This window comes from Corynebacterium sp. HMSC036E10, from assembly GCF_001836265.1.
GTDB classification, from domain to species: Bacteria; Actinomycetota; Actinomycetes; order Mycobacteriales; family Mycobacteriaceae; genus Corynebacterium; species Corynebacterium coyleae.
Map to the genome: position 1 here is coordinate 1 of NZ_KV827965.1, position 21,258 is coordinate 21,258.

The 21,258-nt window shown below is 58.2% G+C and carries 12 protein-coding genes and 1 pseudogene; 5 read left to right on the plus strand and 8 right to left on the minus strand.

The genetic code is table 11. From position 1 onward, the window contains the following. Window positions 1-1,261 (plus strand): annotated as a pseudogene (locus HMPREF2736_RS02770) (class I SAM-dependent DNA methyltransferase); the annotation flags it as partial. Window positions 1,262-1,425: 164 nt separating this feature from the next. On the opposite strand, the gene HMPREF2736_RS02775 reads toward HMPREF2736_RS02770, so the two are convergent. From HMPREF2736_RS02775 to HMPREF2736_RS02805, 7 genes are all read right to left on the minus strand, one after another. Then, window positions 1,426-2,388, minus strand: coding sequence for a C-terminal binding protein (locus HMPREF2736_RS02775; protein ID WP_070828838.1), 963 nt, complete (start codon window positions 2,386-2,388; stop codon window positions 1,426-1,428). Between the two features lie 3 nt (window positions 2,389-2,391). Beyond that, the gene (locus HMPREF2736_RS02780) at window positions 2,392-3,144 is read right to left on the minus strand and encodes an HpcH/HpaI aldolase family protein (RefSeq protein WP_070816759.1); all 753 of its coding nucleotides are present in this window, start codon (window positions 3,142-3,144) and stop codon (window positions 2,392-2,394) included. Between the two features lie 12 nt (window positions 3,145-3,156). Then, on the minus strand, window positions 3,157-4,425 hold the full coding sequence (locus HMPREF2736_RS02785; RefSeq protein WP_070816758.1) for a TRAP transporter large permease: 1,269 nt from the start codon (window positions 4,423-4,425) through the stop codon (window positions 3,157-3,159). A gap of 3 nt (window positions 4,426-4,428) precedes the next feature. Further along, window positions 4,429-4,989, minus strand: coding sequence for a TRAP transporter small permease (locus HMPREF2736_RS02790; protein WP_070816757.1), 561 nt, complete (start codon window positions 4,987-4,989; stop codon window positions 4,429-4,431). Further along, on the minus strand, window positions 4,986-6,068 hold the full coding sequence (locus tag HMPREF2736_RS02795) for a substrate-binding domain-containing protein (protein ID WP_083319525.1): 1,083 nt from the start codon (window positions 6,066-6,068) through the stop codon (window positions 4,986-4,988). The genes HMPREF2736_RS02790 and HMPREF2736_RS02795 overlap by 4 nt, the downstream gene beginning before the upstream one ends. A 111-nt stretch (window positions 6,069-6,179) precedes the next feature. After that, window positions 6,180-7,025: a fumarylacetoacetate hydrolase family protein gene (locus HMPREF2736_RS02800; protein WP_070828839.1), complete on the minus strand. Its 846-nt coding sequence runs from the start codon at window positions 7,023-7,025 to the stop codon at window positions 6,180-6,182. Between the two features lie 120 nt (window positions 7,026-7,145). Then, window positions 7,146-10,619, minus strand: coding sequence for an ATP-binding protein (locus HMPREF2736_RS02805; RefSeq protein ID WP_070828840.1), 3,474 nt, complete (start codon window positions 10,617-10,619; stop codon window positions 7,146-7,148). Between the two features lie 250 nt (window positions 10,620-10,869). Here HMPREF2736_RS02805 and HMPREF2736_RS02810 point away from each other — a divergent pair, with 250 nt between their 5' ends. The 3 genes from HMPREF2736_RS02810 (at window position 10,870) to HMPREF2736_RS02820 (ending at window position 20,628) form a co-directional block, all read left to right on the plus strand. Next, entirely contained in the window at window positions 10,870-11,790 is a 921-nt protein-coding gene (locus HMPREF2736_RS02810; RefSeq protein ID WP_070828841.1) for an ornithine cyclodeaminase family protein, read from the plus strand. A gap of 193 nt (window positions 11,791-11,983) precedes the next feature. Next, window positions 11,984-18,283: a DEAD/DEAH box helicase gene (locus tag HMPREF2736_RS02815; protein WP_070828842.1), complete on the plus strand. Its 6,300-nt coding sequence runs from the start codon at window positions 11,984-11,986 to the stop codon at window positions 18,281-18,283. Window positions 18,284-18,288: 5 nt separating this feature from the next. Further along, window positions 18,289-20,628 carry a 3'-5' exonuclease gene (locus HMPREF2736_RS02820; protein WP_070828843.1) on the plus strand — a complete coding sequence of 780 codons (2,340 nt, stop codon included), beginning with the start codon at window positions 18,289-18,291 and terminating at the stop codon, window positions 20,626-20,628. Here the strand turns inward: HMPREF2736_RS02820 and HMPREF2736_RS12350 are convergent. Beyond that, a complete protein-coding gene (locus HMPREF2736_RS12350) occupies window positions 20,625-20,945 on the minus strand; it encodes a DUF4357 domain-containing protein (RefSeq protein WP_168167274.1) in 321 nt (106 codons plus the stop codon). The genes HMPREF2736_RS02820 and HMPREF2736_RS12350 overlap by 4 nt on opposite strands. A gap of 25 nt (window positions 20,946-20,970) precedes the next feature. On the opposite strand from HMPREF2736_RS12350, the gene HMPREF2736_RS12355 reads away from it, so the two are divergent. After that, complete coding sequence (locus HMPREF2736_RS12355; RefSeq protein ID WP_168167612.1) at window positions 20,971-21,165, plus strand: hypothetical protein; 195 nt, start codon at window positions 20,971-20,973, stop codon at window positions 21,163-21,165. Window positions 21,166-21,258 lie beyond the last annotated feature (93 nt).

The following is a 21,258-nucleotide window of genomic DNA, read 5'->3' on the forward strand; positions in this document are numbered from 1 at the left end:
CCGGAACACCGGTACCAAAAACCCGCATCTGACACCTGGGTTGAAAGACAACAACGGTAAATGGGATCTTCGACCACACCGAGATCGCGTACAGACGGTCGATCTCGGAACACTGAAGGTTTGGCACTCGATCCTTGAAGACGATTCGACGCATGTACTCGAATCCAGAATGGTTTATACCGTCAATACTGAAGCAGCCGGGGTATTAGAAAAGCTTGCTGCTGCTCCTCGCTTTCGGGAGCTGGGGTTGCAGTTTTCAAGTGGCTGGAATGAAACCACGGATAAAAAGTCCGGATACTTCGATACCGGTTGGGCGCATCCTGCTTCGTGGGATGACGTCATTATCCAAGGTCCTCACCTCGGCGTAGCGACACCAATGATTAAGCAGCCAAACTCGACGCTGAAGCATAATCAAGACTGGTCGGAAGTTGACCTCGAAGCGATGCCAGGAGGTTTTATACCTGCAACTGCCTATCAACCGGATCGAGACGCCCAACCTGCTTATGATCAGGATTTTCCGTTCTGGGAATTCGCAAAGCGTTCGGCATCTGCTCGAGAGTTCTTTCGCATTGCTTGGCGAGAAATGGCTGCTACAACGGGATATCGGACTCTCTATCCGGCGATCCTCCCTCCAGGGGCTGCTCATGTGCATGCAGTGAATTCGTGTATTGCTAGAACAGCTAGACAAACTGTTGAAGCTGGTTCCCTGATGAGCTCGATTCTTGCGGACTATTTCGTTCGCTCTGCAGGTTCGGCGCACATTTATCCAGCAATTATCCGAGGTTTGCCTTTCGCCGATTCTCGTTTTCAGCTATCCGCCGAACGCTACCTTCGGTTGAACTGTCTCACGGAGGCGTACGCGCCTTTGTGGGAGGAGATTATGGGTGAGAAGTGGGGCGTCGATACGCCTTTGCGCAAGGACGAGGAACGGCGAGTGGCGCAGGTTGAGATTGATGCGATTGTGGCGCTGTCTCTGGGTGTGACGGCGGACGAGTTGTGCATGATTTACAGGACTCAGTTCCCGGTGATGCGTCGATACGACCAGGAGGATCGCTTTGATGCGAATGGTCGGAAGGTGCCGAAGGAGATTCTGAAAGCTGACGCGAAATTGAAGGACGGTGCGCAGTTGTCGGAGGCGGAGCGGACGTGGACGCATCCGCAGTCCGGTGTGGAGTACGTGTACGAATACCCGTTCAGACAACTGGACCGCGAGGCGGATATGCGGGAGGCGTACGCAAGGTTTGAGGGGGTTGTGGGGTGAGGCCTCGTCCAACAAGTCGGAATCAAATTGACTCCAATTATCAGGCTAGATTGTGAGTCTCAAACACAAAGGGTTCGGCCCCAGCTTGGCGCTGGGCCGAACCCTTTGGCGTCTGCTAAATCGGTAACGAGGCTTAGGTTCGAACTAGCGTGCTATTCCGTGGATTAACGGTTGACCTGGCACCGCAATGCTTCGCCCTTCAGCGCTCGCCCCATCTCTTCGGCAGCGAATAGCTGGAGATTCGCAAGGGAGCGTTCAGAATAGTAGGCAGCATGTGGTGTGAGAAGAACCCTATCAAGCTGTCGTAGTTTGCTACCGGCCTCTAGTGGTTCGGTCTCAAACACATCCAATGCAAGACCACCCAAACGATTTTCTTCAATTGCTTGGATGGCAGCTTCGGTATCAATGAGTGGGCCGCGAGCGGTGTTGATAAGAACTGCCGAGTTCTTCATGCGAGCAATCGCTTCTGCATTGATGATGTGGTGAGTCGACGGGAAGAGGGGCGCGTGCAATGAGATAGCATCCGATTCAGCGAGGAACTCATCCAGGTCGGCAAGAGTAATATTCGTGCCTTCAAGTGCGTCCTGCGAGACGTAGGGATCGTAAGCAATCACTCGGGCACCAAATGCCTGCACACGACTCGCAACTTTTCGACCAATTTGACCGATTCCGAGTAGGCCAAAGGTCACATCTGACATAGCAGGAATCTTCCCAATTTCTGGAGCAGGGATCCATCCGTCGTCCGAAGCCTTCAGCGCCGAGTCGTACGCTTGCAATCGCCTGATAGATGCTAGCGCAAGCATAACTGTGTGGTCAGCTACCGTATCTGCTCCGTAATCTGGGACGTTGCATACACGGACACCAAGACGGGTGGCGGCATCAGCATCGATAGTGTCGTAACCCATTCCGTAACGGATCACTGTGGCGTTCGGTGCAAGCCCCTTAAGCACTTCTTCGGTGATTTGGGCGTAGCAGAGAAGCACTACGTCGGCGCCTTGCGTGATTCTGGCAACTTCCGCTGGATCTTTTACATCATCGTAGACTTCGAACGACGCGTTTGATTCGTTCGCAATTCGACGCTCTTCGATTACATCTCCGAACTCATGGTCGGTAATGACAACTTTCATCGTTTACTCTCCTTTACCCGTCTGAAGATCTTCGATGAAGGCTTTGCGCGCTGCGCCAATATCACTTGACGTGGTAATGAACTTGAAACCCTGCTTCCGGCGTTCAGCTGCAGTCTGGCCGTCGCCCGTGTGAATTCCCGGAATCAAGCCAGCAGCAACGGTCTTGTCCAAGACAAGCTGAATTGCTTCAGTAGTAACAGGTTCCTCGGGGCCAGGTGCAGAACCAAGAGCGTACGCAAGGTCCGAAGGACCGATGTATACGCCATCGATTCCCTTAACAGAAAGGATCTCGTCGAGGTTGTTCATCGCCTCGGCCGTTTCGATCATGATGAAAACCAACGGTCGAGCCTCTTCTTCTGGAGCGAAGGCGGTTCCCTCCATTAGCTGCAGCGTGGGTCCCCAGGAGCGCGTACCGCCAGAGGCTGGGTAAGAGAGCGCTGATGCGACGGCTTCGGCTTCCTCCTTTGTCGAAACCAGCGGTACGATTACGGCGTCGACGCCAGCGTCTGCGAGCATTCCAATCTCGGTAAATCGGTTATCGGGAACTCGAGCGACCACCATAGAATCCCCACCCGCACGGACCGCGTTGGAGAGAGGCCACAAGTCGTTCGCTCGAATGAAGCCGTGCTGCATGTCGAGGCAGACGTAGTTAAATCCTGCGTTGGACGCAATGAATGCCAACTCAGTGCTAGCAGACATCAGCCACTGCCCGTGGAAAGTTGCACCTTCGCGGAGTGCTTTCTTCGTGTTTTGCATGGAACTACCTTTCTAGAGGAAAGCCAAAGAGATTGGCGGAATGAAACTGACAAGTAGGCCAACCAAGATGAGTAGGCCAAGCCCTGGGAGAACTGCCCCGAACGCTTTCTCGGAACTTGTTTTTGCGACGTTTGCCGCAATGAACATATTGACTCCCAGGGGTGGGGTGATGAACCCAAGGGACACGATGACGACCACAAGAACGCCAATTTGTACAGGGTCCATTCCTGCGATGGCAAGCACTGGCACAAGGATTGGACTGATGATGGTCACCGCCGCAATAGTTTCCATAAATGTGCCAAGCAGCAGAAGGATTAGATTCGCCATCAGGATGATGACAATGGGGTTTGTAGAGAACCCAGTCAGCGAGTCGACGATGGTTGCAGGGGTATCGGTAATCGCCAAGAAGCGACTAAACACTGCAGCCGCTGCGACGATGATCATGATCGAACTAGTGACCATTGCAGCACTACCGAAAGTTTCGAGAAGATCTCGAAACTTCAATTCGCGGTGGATAAAGCATCCAACGATAACACCGTAAACGACCGCGATGACTGCGGCTTCTGTAGGAGTGAACGCACCCCCGTAGATACCGCCCAGAATAATTACCGGAAGGAGTAGGCCCCAGATCGCGCTGACGAGTGTTTTCCCTCGATCAGGCCAGTCTTTCCGAGCAGTACCCTTCACGGAGTGCTTCCGTGCGTGAAAGATGACCCAAAGTATGAGGACTAGGGCCATTAAAATTCCTGGAATCACGGCTGCGAAGAACAAATCTCCAATACTCGTACCGGTTACGACACCGAATACCACGAGTGGGATCGAAGGTGGGATGACAACTCCGATCGTTCCTGCGGCTGCGATTAGTGCAGCCGAGAATTGCCTCGAATAGCCGAGTTTGATCATTTCTGGGATCATGATTCCGCCGATGGCCGCCACAGTTGCAGGGCCGGATCCTGAAATAGCGGAGAAGAACATAGCAGTGATAACTGCCGCGATACCGACTCCGCCCGGGATGTGTCCGACAAATGCTGAAGCCGCTTCAAAGAGACGACGAGAAATCCCGCCCTTTCCCATAATCAATCCTGAAAGGATAAAGAAAGGAATGGCCATGATCGGGAATGAATCATTTGCCGTGATCATCGTTTGAGCGATCATTGGAGCTGATACGCCTGGATCTAGAATCAACGCAGTCAAGACGCAGGCTGCCAAAATGCAGTATGCGATGGGGACGCCGGCTAACAACAGCAGAAACAAAACTCCGAAGAGTAGAACAAGAGCCATTGTCTAGTCCTCCCTTTCGATACCGAGAAGCTCCTCAGTAGCCCCGTAGGGTTCAGAGAAGGAGCTTTCTTCGTGCTTAAAGATGCGTACCCCAAGTTGGATTGACCGAAGGACCATGATGAGCATCCCTACAGGGAGTGCGGCATAGACCAGCCACATGGGTAATCGCATCGCAGCTGATTGTTGTTGGAGGTCGTATTGGGCGTAAGTGAGCTCGATGCCTTTGACCAAGAGCACCACGTTGATCACTGTACAAATTGCAATGATGAAGATACCCGCAACCGTTCGAGCACCGCCGCTAAGACGATTGACGAACGCATCAACGGCGATCTGCTCTCCGTGAAGGGTAACTGAACCCAGCATGAGGAAGATCAGCCAAATAAAGAGGTATCTCGCTAGCTCCTCGCTCCAGGTAATAGAAGAACCGAGGATAAATCGAGCGAAAACTTGGGCGAACAAAACAATGGTCATGACTGCAAGTACTGCGCCGCCGACCTTCTCTTCGATGGTGACCTTGCGTACCGGCTTGCTGGGCTTAGCTACTGCATTCGAAGCCGTACTCATCCTTGAACCTCTTTCATCACGCTATCGACGATTTCATCGCCAAGGGTGGAACGGACGTAAGGGATTGTGGCTTTTTGCATAGCTTCACGAAGTTCGCTTCGACCCTCGGGGCTCAACTCTTCAACGTGAAGACCTTCTGTCTTCATTTGCTCGAGTGCCTCGAGCTCGTCCTTTGCCGACTCTTTGCGACTGAAGTCAACGGAAGACTTGCCTGCGATTTCTACGACTTCCTGCAAATCAGAAGGGAGGGAGTCGTAGAACTTTTGACTCAGAATCAAGGGATTGACGGAGTAGATATGCTCAGACAAAGTCAGGGTCTTCTGAACTTCGTAGAATCTCTGAGAGTAGATCAGGGTGATCGGATTCTCCTGAGCGTCAATAGTTCCTTGCTGAAGACCTGTATACACTTCGGGGAAAGCCATGGGGGTCGGTGCAGCGCCAGTTCCTCCCCATGCCCGGAGCTGCGCAGGCGTTTCCAGAGTACGAATCTTGACTCCGCGTAGGTCGGTGACTGACTGAACTGAAGCTTTGTTGCTGGTTAGGTTTCTGAAACCACTTTCCCAGTACCCCAAGCCTTTAATTCGTTTAACCGAGAGCTCGTCAAGTAGCCTTTGACCTAGTGGTCCATCGAATACACGGTATGCAGTCGGCTTATCCTTGAACAGGTAGGCGATATCCCAAACACCCATGTTGGGTGAAAAGGAAGAGAGCGGAGCAGTACTTGGGGCAGCTAGTTGGATACTGTCCAGTGCCACGCTTTCTGTAAGCGCGCGATCTCCACCGAAGATGCCGTTTGAAATAACCTTGACTTGAATTCGGCCTTCGCTCAGGAGCTCTGCTTGCTCCTTAAAGTGCATGAAGGCGCGATGCATAAAGTGGCTTTCGGAAGTTGCATGCGCTGCGATTAGGCGGTAGGAATCGCGTTGACCGCTCGACGCGCTTCCGCCACATGCGCTCAGCGTTCCCGCCAACGCTGCCGCACCAATACCTCGCAGAAAACTTCGCCGGCTGAAACTATTGTGCTGCTTTCTTGGGCTACTGCGGGAATTAGCGCCCAAGAAACTCTCTGGGTTGTCCATCTAACCTCCCTCATGATCGGTGGGTGCGAGTTAGCTTAAGGAAGTTCCCAGAGTTTGTTCACCGTTTCAAAGTGATACTTTTAGCAGCTCAGTAGTTATTTTTGGGTCGTATCATTTGTCAAAAATGATACGATTCTTAATCTCGCCAAGACCTTCGATGCTGATACTGATGGTGTCGCCGTCAGCCAAAAATGGGTGATCGTTCTTTCCAGCAGCGACCCCTTCGGGGGTTCCTGCAACCAATACGTCGCCTGGCCTAAGGGGGTAAAGCTGTGAAGCATAGGAGACGAGATAGGCAGGCTTGAAAATTACATCGTCTACTTTGTCAAACTGCCGTCGCTCGTCATTCACATAGGTGGCAAGCATTGAGCCTTGCTCGAGATCCCATTCGTCCTTAGTTGTTACCCAAGGGCCGAAGCCAGAGCACTTGTAGAAGGATTTCCCTTGGTGGTACTGGAGAGTGCGGTTTTGGTAGTCCCGCATCGAAAAATCGTTCATGATGGCGTAGCCCGCAATTGCAGAAGCAGCCTCGTCTTCACTGGCTTGGTACACCTCTTTCCCGATGATTATTGCTAATTCACCTTCGTAGTCGCATTCAGACTGTGCATAGGTGGGGATGTTGAGGTCAGCGAAGGGTGCTGCTAGTGCATCGGCGAATTTGATGAAAAATGTCGGGACAGCAGGCTCGCTTAAACCCATTTCAGCAATGTGGCGAGTGTAGTTCAAGCCAACACAAATAATCTTGGCCGGATCGGGGATCGGTGCGCAAAAAGCAGTCAGATCAATGTTTCGCTGAGATCCCGGTTTTGCCTGGAGTGATGGGGTCGGATCCTCGAGGAGAAGGCGAACATTATCATACGGAAGCAGATTGATGTCGGCGTGATCGTCTTTGATTTCATTTACCAGGGCGGCGGAGGTGCGACCCTGGTCCTTCAGATAAACGGTTGCAAGTTTCATGTTCGCAACAGTACTGAAGGGGGTAATGCATTTCGCTGGATTTCGATTGTCGTTCTTTTGGTCTTAACAACAAATGAGTCACAGAGGAATTATGTCGGCCACCCTTTTCCCAGAGTTCTTTCAAATCAAACGTCCTCGAACCTCTGCAATACGTTCTCGTCTGTAGGCTCTGGCGAGGCGTGGAGCGTATAGAGAGACTCCTTTCTTTCCAATTTCAGCTAAGTAGGGGTCATCACTCGCGGACAGTTGGTGCAGGATATCGAGACGTTGTTGAAGCACCTCAGACTCAGAACCAGAGACCATTCCAGAATCCATGGCAAGCGCCAACCCACCAGCATCGGGGTGAAGCGGGCGAAACACTTCAACCAATTCCATTAATTCGTAGGTAGTGCTGGCAGTAAAACTGTAAGACTCCAAAAGGTCTTTAGCGGTTAGCTTGAAACCTGGGTCCGACGTTTGGGATTTCGCCCAGGCAAAGTCGTTTCTTGCTATCGCCCAGAAGGCATCGGCTGCTTGGGAGGAGCATTTGATTTGGCTCCAGACTTTGTTCTTCGCACGTGGGTCGGCAGAATCCAGGGCATACTCCCAAGGCGTGAAATTGATACTGTGTTTCTCTGCGCTTGAGAGCAGGTGAGACCGGAACAACTGCGCGAAAAGATCTACATCGTGTTGCAGAATGTTTTGTAGCGCCTCGTCGTAAAGCGACGCAGCACACCCCTGTTCACAAAAATCATGTTGAAGTATGGCCCTCCGCCATGCATCATCCTGTACGTCTAATGCAGGAGAAGCAGCCCATATAGCTGCACACAAGCTGCGAATTTCAACGTTTTCGTGGGTGAAGAGCGCTTCCCGGGCAAGAGCATTGGATCGCAGGATCGAATACGGGTGTACTCCGGAGAAGTCTTTGGTCGAGGTGCGAGTTAGGCATTCTCGAATGACAAGAGAGTCGTCGCTGTGCTCAATTACTGCTTCTAGCAAGGTTTGAAATCGGGCTTTCGAACTTGCAAGATCTTCTACGTCACTTATTGAAAGAGTGCCACGCTTAACTGACTCGGCTATGAGTGGCTTCGACTCTCTTGTGTATCCTGCAGTGTCGGCAGACCGTGCCCAGATGAGGTGGTCTATTTGTTGATTGGCAAGAACCCCAAAAAGATTGGGGATACTGTCCTTGGAGTTCGCTAACTGCAGAGAATCCGAATGGCAATTCAACCACTCCATGAGGACACCAGGGTCGCAGGACAAGTAGGGCTTTAACGCTGTTGTGATTGAAGCGTCTCGGTGTACTATGGCGGCCTCTGTACCGAGCCTAAAATCGAGATCTTCGGATAAAGCGAAAAATAGACGATCAGGTTCTTCCAGTCCCAACCCGAGCGGGCGGGCTACGTCGTTAAATCTGCTTCGCACGCCTGGATCCGAAATCGATTTCGCCATGAATGATGCTAACGAGAGCGACACGGTTTTTGCAGCCTCTCGTTGCTTATCCGATATCCGAAATGTCACACCGAGGTAGGCAATACGCACCCACCCGTCCAGTAGGTCCAGCAGATAGCTTTGAGATAAAGGGGCAAGGTCCCCCCACATGTCTCGCACAATCTGAGTGGATAACTCGCCAATTCGCTCCAATTCCTCAATGCCCCAGGCTCCGCTTGTCATGACAAACGTCGCTGGTTGCTCCGGATCTAGATAACTGACCTCGAAAACTGGTGTCGCAAGTCGGCTTAGCGTTCTTATGAAAACCGTTTCCTGCTCAGGTGGAATCGCTGCTTCTCGGAGGGATCGAAGAAATTCAATCTTCCGCTTGGGGGAAGGTACTTCGCCGGGCATTGTGTATTGAAGACTCGTTATTAGTTTGCCTATTGCATTTTGGTAGTCAACGTTTGCGGTGCTGAGGAGATTCAGAATTCCTAAGAAGGATTGAATGACGGAAGAATCATCTGACCAGTGCATTACACCAATAGATGCCGCGAAGCCTTCTGCCAGCAGGAGCGCCTTTCCGCTATTACCTTTCTGCAGCAAATCATGTACACCGCGAAGGGTGGCCTCTGCGCAGAAACACGATTGCCTAGGCCCAATCGCAGCGAAACTCTGAAGCAAAGTTGTGTCCTGCTTTAGAACTCCCCAGTGCTCAATCTCCTCGTTGTCGGGTAAGTAGTTTCTCTGAGAGTTCAGGTGGTAGGAATCGCACTGACGCTGCAAGACCGATCCCACTTTTTCGGGAAAGGCTGTTTTGACTTCTGCAATACTGACTGGCTGGCTAACTTCGGAGAAGAAGACGGCACAAGCGAGGGAAGCACTCATTAATCCTGGTTGGGTGCCATACAGATTCATGGGCTGTCCGACGGCTCGTAGCACTTCGTAGGTCCGCTGTAGCGAAACATCTATTAAGCCTGCTGTCGCGATACTCTCCAATAGCTCGATCATTTCGATACGAGGAATTCCGAGCAGGTCCGCGAAGCGCGGGGTTTCCCTTTCGTCCAGTTCGCCAATCAAAGCCAGGGTGCCCAACACTGTTAGTGCTCGGCGGTCTAATCCCAGGTTTTCAATGGATGTCACGACGGCGGCCTGAAGTCCAATGCCTGACCAAGCGGTATGAATGTCCTTGTGCTCGATGATTAAGTTCGCGAGGTTGATCGCCCACCCTGGGCGACCGTCTGATTGTTCCAAAATTCGGGCAATCAATGCTGTTCGTGCGATGCCTCTCGCCCGAAGGATTTCACCGATCTCGGCGCGAGATAACCGATCGATATGAATTTCTGTTGGCTGGTTGAGATTCCTTGCTACATCACTTCTTTGGTGGGGCCAGCATGTTGCCACAATCTTGAAATCGAAGTTTTCCGCCTCACGAACCTCTCTGAGCAATTGGATTTGGCTTGTTTTACGGCCGGAATCGTCGACTACAACATGCGAGGGACGGAAACTAAGTAAATCGTCAACGAGCCCTGGGCCGACAACAGTTGAATTCAAAAAAACGACGTTGGGTAAGTTCGCAGCGACATGGGTTTTTCCAATCCCAGGTAAACCGAACAAAAGCACATCGGAATCGCAACGGTTGATTTTGTCGAATGTCTGTTGGCGTCCGATTGTGTGATGCGTGGACATTCTAGATTTCCAACCAGTGGGCTGTAAGGAGAACGAGGATGGACCATCTGGAAGGTCCAATATTATTTTGCGCCAGTCTGGGTGGTCATAGAACTGATCGACGAACCAATCTTTCCCGAAAACCTCAGAAAGAGTGAACCCAAGATTTTTTGCGATTTTCTCGAGGGATTGTCTGCGTTTCATAGAGATATCCGCAAGAGAGGAAAAGATAATTGTATCGATGTCTGGGTAATTGGCGGAGACTGATTTTAGGTTTTTTCTGAGATTTGCCGTTGAGCCGGCCCATCGGCGGGAGGAAGTTATAAGGAGGCCAATCGTTTTCCCGTCCTGGATGAACCTGCCGTCTAAACCTCCGTCAGTGCCGCCCGCTACAGACTCAAGGCTTGGATAAATGTTGCGGAGTAGAGATACGGCGCACTTTTCAAACATCTCATGCTGGATCTTGACAGTCTCGTCATCGAGAGCGCGCTCGATTCGCTGTCGGAGAGTAGACATCTTTTCATTATAGGGCGAATCGAAGGTAGTTTCGATTGTTGTAAACGCACTTGTTGACGGTCTGAACGTGGTCTACTTGTGGTTACTTCCGTGATCCAGCTATGTGACGAAATGGGAAGGTGTCGGGTCTCGTATTTTGGAGATAGTTTCGATTCAATCCTGAATCGAGTTTGTGAGGGCACTTGACCGGAAACATATACGCCGAGAAGTATGCTGCTCCCCTGTCAGAAAAATCCATACACTGTGGCGCATGCGTTACGTGGACTATGACGAGGCGATGGCAACGCTTTCGCCAGCGGCAGCGGTAGACGCTCTGCGCGAGGAGCTCACGGGTGGGTTCGACCCTGCGAGCGACCAAGAGCGGCAGAAGGTGGCGCTCCCTCACGGTGAGATGCACCTGCTGCCGTCGGCACTTGATGGTGCTGTTGGGGTGAAGGTGCTCGGAATTCAGCCCACGGATTCGGACGTGGATGTGCCGTTCATTCAGGGCTCGTACCTGCTCATGGGTGGTAAGACGTTGACGCCGGAGTGGGTGATTGATGCGGCGGCGTTGACTACGTTGCGCACGCCGGCGGTGTCGGTAGCTGGTGTGGTTGATCTGTTGCGGGGGTCGTCGGAACCGCTGGACGTCGTTATCTTCGGCACCGGCGCGCAAGGGGTCGGGCACGCGGAGACCATCACGGACGTGCTTGATGGTGTGCGTGAGGTGTCGTTCACGTTTGTCTCGCGGAACGAGCCAGATGATTTCCCGTACGAGTGGGTGCAGGCCGGCACCCCGGAGGCGGATGAGGCTGTGGGGAGGGCTGGGTTGGTGGTGACGGCAACGTCGTCACCAGAGCCGATCCTGTCGGTTGAGGCGTTGCGCGAGGACGTGATCGTGCTGGCCGTTGGTGCGCACACCACAGATACGCGCGAATTGCACGAGGACGTGCTGGCAGGTGCGCAGGTAGTCGTGGAGGATCCTGGTGCCGCGCAGCGCGAGGCTGGCGATGTCGCGATTGCTGTTGAGAAGGGCGCACTGTCCTGGGATGATGTGATTCCTATGGTGGATGTGGTGCGCGGTGATGTTGCGCTTGATCCGAATCGGCGCATCGTGTTTAAGACGGTTGGTATGCCGTGGCAGGACCTCGCCGTTGCACGGGCGTTGGCGGGGCGGTGCGGGGAGGAGTAGCCGGGCCTAGAAAGGACAATGCTCGCGTTCCCATTCCGGGAAGCGAGCCTGCCGTATTGATCTCCACCATAGAGGTGTGCGCAGGGGCGAACAAGCCGTTTTCTTAAATACCAGGAAATCTCTGGTCGGGGCACCTCTATATCTATCTCCGGTGGTGCCTGAAACGACAGGACCTGCCCGATAGAGTGACACTGTGTCTTCCCTGATCCCCGTCCACGCATCAGAGCGCGTCCTCGGTGGCGTAACTGAGTACTTGGCTACCGCGTTTTCGCTTGCTAACCCGGAAACGTCCAATGCGCTGAAGGCGTTTTTCGAGGACACCGAGTACGGCATGTTCCACGGGCCGTACGTGCGCTCCCGGTTGCCGTACGCACGCGCGAACGACTGGGAAGGGATCCTGGATTGGATGCCGGGGTGGTTCACTCCGTACCACCACCAGGCGGAATCGTTCCGCAGGCTGCGCAGCCGGGACGAGCACGGGCCGCGCCGTCCGGATCCTACGTTGGTGATCACGGGTACTGGCTCCGGTAAGACGGAATCCTTCCTGTACCCGGTGCTGGACCATGCGGCACGCGCCCGCGCGCAAGGGCACCGTGGTGTGAAGGCGCTGCTGCTCTACCCCATGAATGCGCTGGCCAATGACCAGGCGGACCGCCTGGCCAAGTTGATCACCAGCGAGCCGGTGCTGGGCAACGTCACCGCCGGGATTTACACCGGTGAGGCGACCGGGAACGTGAAGAAGGTTACGGCGGACTCACTGATCACGGACCGTGACCGGATCCGCCAGGACCCGCCGGACATTCTGCTGACCAACTACAAGATGCTGGACCAGTTGCTGCTGCGCCCGGCTGATCGTCAGATTTGGGAGCGCTCCGCAACGTCGTTGCAGTACCTGGTGTTGGATGAGTTCCACACGTACGACGGCGCCCAGGGCACCGACGTGGCGCTACTGCTGCGCCGGTTGGGGTTGATGCTCAAGCAACACCAGCCGGAGGGGTTCATCGGCGAATATGCGGACAACCCGTTGGGGCGGGTCACACCGGTGGCTACCTCGGCAACGCTGGGTGGCAAAGAGGACACCCAGAAGGTGCTCGATTTCGCAGAAACCATCTTCGGGGAGCGCTTCGCTGCCGACGCGTTGGTTGGGGAAAAGACGCTGACCTACGGGCAGTGGGGGGATGAGATCGGTGGGCGCTTTGGTCGTCGACAAGCACAGGAGCCCCCGAGTATCGACCAGTTGCGCGAGGTGGTGGACACCATCGCTGCGGATACGTCTGGGCGCGACCACGCGGATGTTGTGCTGGACGTCTTCCGCACGCAACTGTGGGGTGCTGGTGAGGACCTCGAGGAGACCATCGCCGCATACGCCGTGCACCCGCTCACACGCGACCTGCTGGAAGGTGCTGCCACCGCTCGCCCGCTGATCGAGCGCGCCGGGGAGAAAGACACCCTCCCGGCGCGGGTGCTTGGCGATATTGTGGTGCGCAGCCTCGGCCAGAACACCGCGCGCGAGTTTGTCACGCACCTGCTTACCGCCGTCGCGCACGTGCGCGCCATGGCTGGCGAGGCCTACGGGTTCGAGGGCAAGCGCCTCCCTGGCGTGGAAACACACCTGTGGGTCCGGGAGGTCTCCCGCATCGAGCGCGCCGTGACCCCCATCGAAGACGGCCACATCTTTCGCTTCGCCGATGACGGCCACGTGGGGCTTGACGACTCCTCGGTCTGGCTGCCTGCCATCTACTGCCGCGCGTGCGGTCGCGCCGGGTGGATGACCGCGTTGGAACCGGGTACGGAAGCGGTGATGTTTGGCGGTAGCGAGATCCGCAAGGCATCCATCGAATCGCCGGAGCGCGTGCGCCCGCTTATCGACGCCACCAACGAACACCGCCAATCCCTCTCCGACGGCACTGACGCCTCCGAGTTTGACGACGAGGACGGCAAACGCCACCTGACCTGGTTCCACTCCTGGACTCAAGAACTGACCAGCCGCGAGCCGGACGAGAAGGAGCGCGAAGAAGGCCTGTCCGTGCCGGTGCTCACCTACACGGGGCTCAACGCCGAGGAACACGCGATCAACCAGGTCTGCCCCTCCTGCGGTGAGGCGGATGCGATCCGCTACATCGGCTCGCGCGTGGCCACGCTGTTGTCGGTGGGGTTGTCCAACCTGTTCGGCATGCCGTCGCTAGATCAGCACGAGAAGAAGACGCTGGTGTTCGCGGACTCGGTGCAGGACGCCGCGCACCGCGCTGGTTTTGTGCAGTCGCGTGCGCGTGCCTTTGGCATCCGTACGCTTATGCGCCGGGTGGTTGGCGACGATGCAGTTTCGGTCGCCGGCCTGCCACAGTTGATCGTGAACAAGGCAGACGCGATGGAGGACCCCTACCGCGCCCGCTTCGAACTTCTGCCGCCCGAGATCGCGGAGACCCCGAGGTTCACCCCGTTCTGGTCCAAAGACGCCGACGGCAGTGCGCGCCGGGCGGCCACCACGGCGGTGCTCAACCGCCTGCACCTGGATGTCGCCCTCGAGTTCGGTCAGCGCGCCCACCTGCCGCGCTCCCTGGTGTCCACGGGCACGCTCGCACCCGCGGTGGAGGCCGACGATGCTGTGCTGCTTGAGGCCGCCGACGAGGCGCTCAAAGCTCTCGACGACACCCTCTTCGATACCGTCGAACTCACCGAGGACCTGCGCCTTCGTTGGATGCGCGGCCTGCTCGAGCAGGTCCGTGAGCGCGGCGGCATCAACTCGCCGCTGCTGAAGAGTTACCTGGCGGACGACGCAAACTCCTGGCGTCTGCACAACCGCTACGCCAAGGCCGACGGCGTGCCCAGCTTCCCCAAGGGTGGTGCGCCCGAGTTCCCGCGTTCCGGGCCGACGCTTAACGACGTCGACCGCGGCCTGACCCCGCTCGGCAGTGCCCGTGGCCGTTACGCGCGCTGGACAGGGAAGGTGCTGGGCATCTCCACCCACGACGCCGCTACCGCGCTCACCGGGGCGTTCCGCGCCCTGGCCAACGCGGAGGTCCTTACCGCCGTGAGCACCGAGACCGGCGGCACCATCTACGCCATCCCGCCCGAGCGCGTCATCCTGCGCCGCGAGGACAACCCCCGCATGCTGTTGTGCGGCACCTGCCACGCACAACTCGGCGTGGACGAGCGCAACCGCGAACTGCTTGCCGGCCTGCCCTGTCCCACCCCAGGCTGCCCCGGCGAGCTGCGCACCGACAAGGTGGAGGGCGACTACTACTCGGAGCTCTACACCTCCACCAACCCGCGCACCATCGTCGCACGTGAACACACTGGCCTGGTGCCCAAGGATGAACGTCTGGCCCTGGAGCGCGCCTTCCGTGGTGGCGATGGTGCATCGGATGCGCCGAATGCTCCGAACGTGCTCGTCGCTACGCCAACGCTGGAGATGGGTATCGATATCGGTGATCTCTCCACCGTTATGCTCGCCTCCCTGCCCACCACCGTCGCCTCCTACGTGCAGCGCGTGGGCCGTGCCGGACGTCTGACCGGCAACTCGCTCGTGCTGGCATTCGTGCAGGGGCGCGGTGCGATTCTGCCGAAGTTGAACCAGCCGCTGTCCGTCATCGCCGGTACTGTCGCACCACCTGCGGCGTTCCTATCCGCAACGGAGATCCTGCGCCGCCAAACCACCGCGTACCTGGTGGACACGCTGAACTTTTCCGCCCACGGGCTGCAGATCAGCAAAGCCATCGACGTGTTCTCCAACCGGAAGATCTCCCTGGTGGAGGCGCTCACCGACGACATCGTCGACGGCGTGGCCGACCGCGTCAACGCCTTCCTGGCCACCGTGTCCGCCTCCCACGTGGACGAGCTCACCCTCGACGGCGTGCGCACCTGGGCCGTCGGCCAAGGCCACGACTCGCTGGCGGGCGAACTGCAACGCACCCAGAACCTGTGGCAGCAAGAACGCCATACGCTGGAGCAGCGCCGGCAGCGGTTGGAGGATCATCGTAAAGAACTCGCTGCCAAGGTGGACCCGAACGCCGGTACCGAAAACGCCGACCCGGACCTGGAGCGCGAGAAGCGCAGCACCAACGCCGCGCTGAATCGCGTGAAGCAGGACCTGCGCTACATCGTGGACGGCGACCACTGGATCGGCGCCATGGAGCGCTACGGCCTACTACCCAACTTCACCCTGCTCGACGACACGGTGGAACTCTCCGTCGTGGTCAGCCAACTCAACCCCACCACCATGCAGATCGACCCGGAAACGTTCGAACTGTCCCGCGGCGTCTCCTCCGCACTGACAGAACTCGCGCCGGGCAACACCTTCTACGCCAGAGGCATCGCCGCACGCGTGGACGCGGTGGAGTTGGGGCACAACGGCGCCGACATCGAACAGTGGCGCCTGTGCCCGCAGTGCTCCTACGGCGAACTCGTCCAGGCCGGCCACACGCCCGGCGCGTGTCCGGTGTGTGCGGAGCCGACGTTTGCGGACAAGGGCCAGGTGCTGGACACCGTCCGCATGCGCCGCGTGAGCGCTGAGGTGGATCGGGCGCGTGCGGTTATCGACGCCTCCCGCGAGGAACGCATCAACCTACGTTTCCAAACCACCCTGAGCTTCGCCGTGCCCGAAGGCGGCGAGGGTCCGGCGTGGTTCCTCTCCCAAGGCTTCGGCGCCCAGTACCTGCGGTACGTGGACCTGCGGTGGTTCAACCTCGGCCGGGGACCGGCGGCAAAGCGCATGATTGCGGCGAAGGAATACGACTCGTCCTTGTTCACCGTGTGTAACTACTGCGGCCACCTGGATTCCGAAAAGGGCGCGAACTCCAAGTGGGATCACCGCCCGTGGTGCCCGCAACGCAACAAGCGTGAAGAGGACGTGGTCACCGTCGCCCTGTCCCGCACCCTGCAGACCCAGGGCGTGCTGCTGCACGTGCCGGTCGCGCTGACTGCCGGGGATAACGCCACCATTCCGAGCCTGACCGCCGCGATCAAACTCGGCTTCAAGGAGGTCCTCGGCGGCGATCCGCAGCACCTCAGCGTGGCCACGGTGCGCGTGCCGGACGCGCGCGGCAACACCGTCGAGGCGTTGCTCATGCACGACAACGTCCCAGGTGGCACCGGGTACCTGTCGCAGTTCGCCTCCCCCGAGGCAGTGCGCCAACTCCTCGAGCAAGCCTTCAAGCAGGTCAAAGCATGCTCTTGCCTTGACGACGACCGCCTCGCCTGCCCCGACTGCCTCCTCCCCTACGCCAACTCACAGCAGCTGGACGTGACCTCGCGCGCCGCCGCCGAGCGTGCGCTGCGCTCCATCCTGACCAACCAGGACCACCCCTCCTCCGACGAGGATCCCCTCGCGGTGCAGTGGGAACCCCAAACCGAGGCACCGGTGCTGGATCCGGCCTCCAACCTGGAGGTGCGCTTCCGCGAAGTCATCCGCGAGGCCATCGTCGCTGCCCAGGGCACCGTCGAGGATCTGCCCAGCGCCGGCGGGGTGAAGTGGAACATCAAACTTGGCGGCCAAGATTGGACGATGCACGAGCAGGTAGACCTCGGCCACACCCGCCCCGACTTCGTCTTCCGCCACCGCACCAACGCCAGCGTGCGCCCCGTCGCGGTGTACACCGACGGCAAGGCGTTCCACTTCAGCGAGCAGCACTACCGCTTCCCCGGCGACATCGCCCTGCGCAACGCATTGCTTATCGACGACTACCTCCCCTGGTCCATCACCAACCCCGACCTCGACTGGCGCGAGGCAGAAGTGAACCAAACCGCCACGCGCCCGTCGTGGGTGACTGAGAAGGGGCGCGCGGCAGTCAGTACGCACTGCAAAGCTCTGGATGACCCGGCCTTTACCTTCCTGCAGTCCTCGCCGGTCACGCAACTGCTCGGCTACCTGACGGACCCCTTCCGCAAGTGCTACGCCGCCATGGATACGGCAATGATGTGGTACTTGTCCCAAGTGTCGCCTGGTGCTCGCACCGATCGTGGCATCCGGTTCACGTACCGCAACGAGCTGTTCTTCGACGTACACCGCACAAGCGGGACCGTCGTTCCTGCACGCCTCATGGTCGACGCCGAACAACCCGGCTCAATCACCGAAGACACGTGGGTGACGTTCCTGCGGTTTGCCAACATCATGTGGTTGGCAAACAACCATGTGGAGGTGGCGACAGGTGCGGGAGATGGGGTCGTCGAAAAGCAAACGCCCCAACCTGCCGCCCAGGAAGCGTCCGGCATGTGGGCCGAAGCGATCGAGGAGTTCGAGGACGAATCCGACGTGGTCGCCGCGCTGCAGGTGCTTGCGGATGCCGGTGCAGCCGAGACCGAGGAAATCGGCGAGGAACTCCACGGCCTGCCTACCGCGGTGACCTGGGTCGAACACCAGATCGCGCTCATGCTGGACGAAGAAGGCGCCGACGCCGACACCGAAACCAAACTGCGCAACGAGGGCTGGACACTGCTCTACCCCGGTAGCCTGAACTCGCAAACAATCCCGGCCGCGCTGCTGGGCAAGGAGTGACAACCATGGTGACGTTCAGCCTCTACGGCGGCCTCAAACTCGACGGCGCCCTGATGAAACCGACGATGAACTTCCTGCAGAAGCTCTCGGCGGACCCGACCAACCCGTCGTTGAAGATCAAGACGCTGTCCAACGCCGTGGACAAGCGCGTGCGCACCGGCCGCATCAACGACCAGTTCCGCGCTGTTTTGTTCGAGATCAAGGACGACGAAACGCACCACTTTGTGCTTGTCGACGTCGACTCCCACGACGAAGGCAACCTCAAAGCCGAACGCCTCGACCCCGCCACACTGCGCCTCGAAGTCAACCCCATCAACGGCATCACCACCCTGATCAAAGAAACCCCCGAGCAGGCCGTTTCCGAATCCCAAGCGAAAGCCGAGGCCGCCGCGCAGGCCGCCCAGGAGTTGGCGGAGGAGCAGGCTGTTGACGAGGGCTCCGGTGTGGTTGCGGAGGTCGTCGATACGCACACCGCTGTTCCGCGCGAAGCGCTTTCTGGCTACATCCCGCAGCAACTCTGGGACGAACTGGGCATCGACCCAGCGCTGACCACGTGCGCGCAGGAATTGGACACCGAGGCCGAGTTGGACGCGTTGCTTGCAGACCGCCCCAAGTGGGAACACGAAGCCATGCTCGCCCTCGTCGCCGGCTACGACATCGAGCAAACCCGCGAAGCGCTTGACCTGGAGAAAGTCTCCTCCGAAGACGCCGCCGCACCGGAGGACACCCGCCTGCTCGCCGGCCTGCGCAAGGCAGCCGCCGGGCTGGAATTCGCCTACGTCGACGACGTGGAGACCGAATCCCTGCGCGCCGTCATCGAGTCCGGCTCCTTCAACCAGTGGCGCGTGTACATCCACCCGGAGCAGCGCCGAATGGCCGAGGCAGCCCGCAGCGGCTCCGCGCGCGTGTTCGGCGGCGCCGGCACTGGCAAGACCGTCGTCGCTGTGCACCGCACGAACAACCTCGCACACCGCAAAGTGGCCAACCAGGCACCCGGCGACACCCCGCCGGCCATCCTGCTGACTACCTTCACCAAAGGCCTCGCCCACGGGTTGAAGTCCCAGCTCAACGCTCTGAACGCGTCGTATCCCGAAGCGGGCGAGCCCGGTGAGCCCGGCGTCTGGGTAGACAACATCGACGCCGTCGTTCGCAAAGCCGTATCCCTGGGAACCACGGAGGAAGTCACGGAAGCCACCCGGCGCGTGCTTGGCGATTCCGTCTCCCACGTCCGCCCCTACACCGACCTCGCCGCCCGCAACGTATGGGACGCCGCCATCGAAAGCACCGACGAGGCCATGCCACGCGAGATAGCTAACGACACCTTCCTCCAAGCCGAATACGAAACCGTCGTGTTAGCGAACAGGATCACGACCCAGGCTGAGTATCTGAAAGTCGCCCGCACCGGCCGCGGCACCCCACTGAACCGCAAGCAGCGCAAACAGGTCTGGGCGGTGCTCGAATCGGTCATGCACACCCAAGCCATCGACGGCCAACTCTTCTGGCCCACCATGTCCGCCGTCGGCGCCGAGATCTTGAAAGTGCGCCGCGAGCGCGGTGGTGAGGCCATGTTCGAGCACGTCATTGTCGACGAAGCCCAGGACTTCAACGCCGGCCACTGGCACTTCCTCCGCGCCTGCGTCGCGCCGGGACCGAACGACATCTTCATCGCCGAAGACTCTCACCAGCGCATCTACGGCAACCCGCTGACCCTGTCCCACTTCGGCATCTCCACCCGCGGGCGGGCCTCCAGCCGGTTGACCCTGAACTACCGCACCACCAAGCAGAACCTCGACTACGCCCTGCGCATCCTGCTCGGTGGGGACACCGCGTTTATCGACGCCGAAGGCGCCGAGGACCACGTCGAACACTACCGCTCCGCCCGCACCGGACCCGCCCCCGAGATCCTCTCCTGCACCTCGGAGGAACAGGAGTTCGCCGCAGCTGCCGAGTGCATCAACCGCTGGCTGGACGTCGACAACGCATCCGAAGTCCGCATCGGCGTGATGTGCCGCACCCGCGGCCAACTCTCTCGCGTGGTTGCGGGACTCGCCGCCCACGGCATCGACGCCGTGCAAACCAAAAACGCCGAACTCGCCTCCCACGAGCAGGTCAGCGTAATGACCATGCACGGCGCCAAAGGTCTGGAATTCACCCACGTCATCCTCATGGGCGTGGGCAAAGACATCATGCCGGTGCGCTACCGCCTCAAGCACCTCTCTGAAGCCGATGCCCGCGAAGCCCTGCAGCGCGAACGATCGCTTTTGTACGTCGCTGCTTCTCGAGCCCGCGACGAACTCGTGATCACAACCGTCGGCGACCGGTCGGAGCTGCTTCCGGAGGGTTAGGGGGTTTCGGGCGGCTCGGGCAGCACTGCCTGCTGGTCGGCTTCGTCCCCCTCGCGGTCTTCCCAGGCTGCGAGCGTGGTGGACGGTTCATCCTGCAGGTGCCACATCGTTCTGCCGTTTGCTGCACCGCCCACCAGGAACGCCGCTGCGGCGGACGGGCTGGTGAACTCCAAGTCTGAGGTCAGCGTGTTGTCCTGGATCTGGTCCGCGTAGCGCTCCCGGGTAGCGTGGACCCCTCGCGGGGCGCTGGGACGCAGCTCCGGCCGCAACGTGGATCCCTCGAGGACGAGGAAACCGGAAGTGGTGCGCTGGCCCAAGCCTTGAACACCTTGGCTGAGAACGGTGAGCTCGAAGATCGGTTCTTCGTCGTCGCTCGGGCGCGCCGAAGCTGAAGCCGTGTTGGTCGAGGTGCGAGACTTCGACGAAGTTGCCTTCGGCTGGAAAGCGGAAACGCCTAGAGCGCTGATGATGAGGTTGGTGTTCTCGATGAACTCGTCCAGCTCCGCTTGGGTTGAGCGTAATCCTGACTCAGCTTGAGGTGGTAGAGGTCGTCGATGCGTCATCCCGTGCGGACTCCGCATTGCGCCGTGTGGGGCCTGCCGAGATTCGACAGTTGCGCAGCGCCATCAG

Coding starts and splice junctions, on each gene's coding strand:
- HMPREF2736_RS02775 (WP_070828838.1), bottom strand. CDS start 2,388: ATGAAAGTTGTCATTACCGACCATGAGTTCGGAGATGTAATCGAAGAG.
- HMPREF2736_RS02780 (WP_070816759.1), bottom strand. CDS start 3,144: ATGCAAAACACGAAGAAAGCACTCCGCGAAGGTGCAACTTTCCACGGG.
- HMPREF2736_RS02785 (WP_070816758.1), bottom strand. CDS start 4,425: ATGGCTCTTGTTCTACTCTTCGGAGTTTTGTTTCTGCTGTTGTTAGCC.
- HMPREF2736_RS02790 (WP_070816757.1), bottom strand. CDS start 4,989: ATGAGTACGGCTTCGAATGCAGTAGCTAAGCCCAGCAAGCCGGTACGC.
- HMPREF2736_RS02795 (WP_083319525.1), bottom strand. CDS start 6,068: ATGGACAACCCAGAGAGTTTCTTGGGCGCTAATTCCCGCAGTAGCCCA.
- HMPREF2736_RS02800 (WP_070828839.1), bottom strand. CDS start 7,025: ATGAAACTTGCAACCGTTTATCTGAAGGACCAGGGTCGCACCTCCGCC.
- HMPREF2736_RS02805 (WP_070828840.1), bottom strand. CDS start 10,619: ATGTCTACTCTCCGACAGCGAATCGAGCGCGCTCTCGATGACGAGACT.
- HMPREF2736_RS02810 (WP_070828841.1), top strand. CDS start 10,870: ATGCGTTACGTGGACTATGACGAGGCGATGGCAACGCTTTCGCCAGCG.
- HMPREF2736_RS02820 (WP_070828843.1), top strand. CDS start 18,289: ATGGTGACGTTCAGCCTCTACGGCGGCCTCAAACTCGACGGCGCCCTG.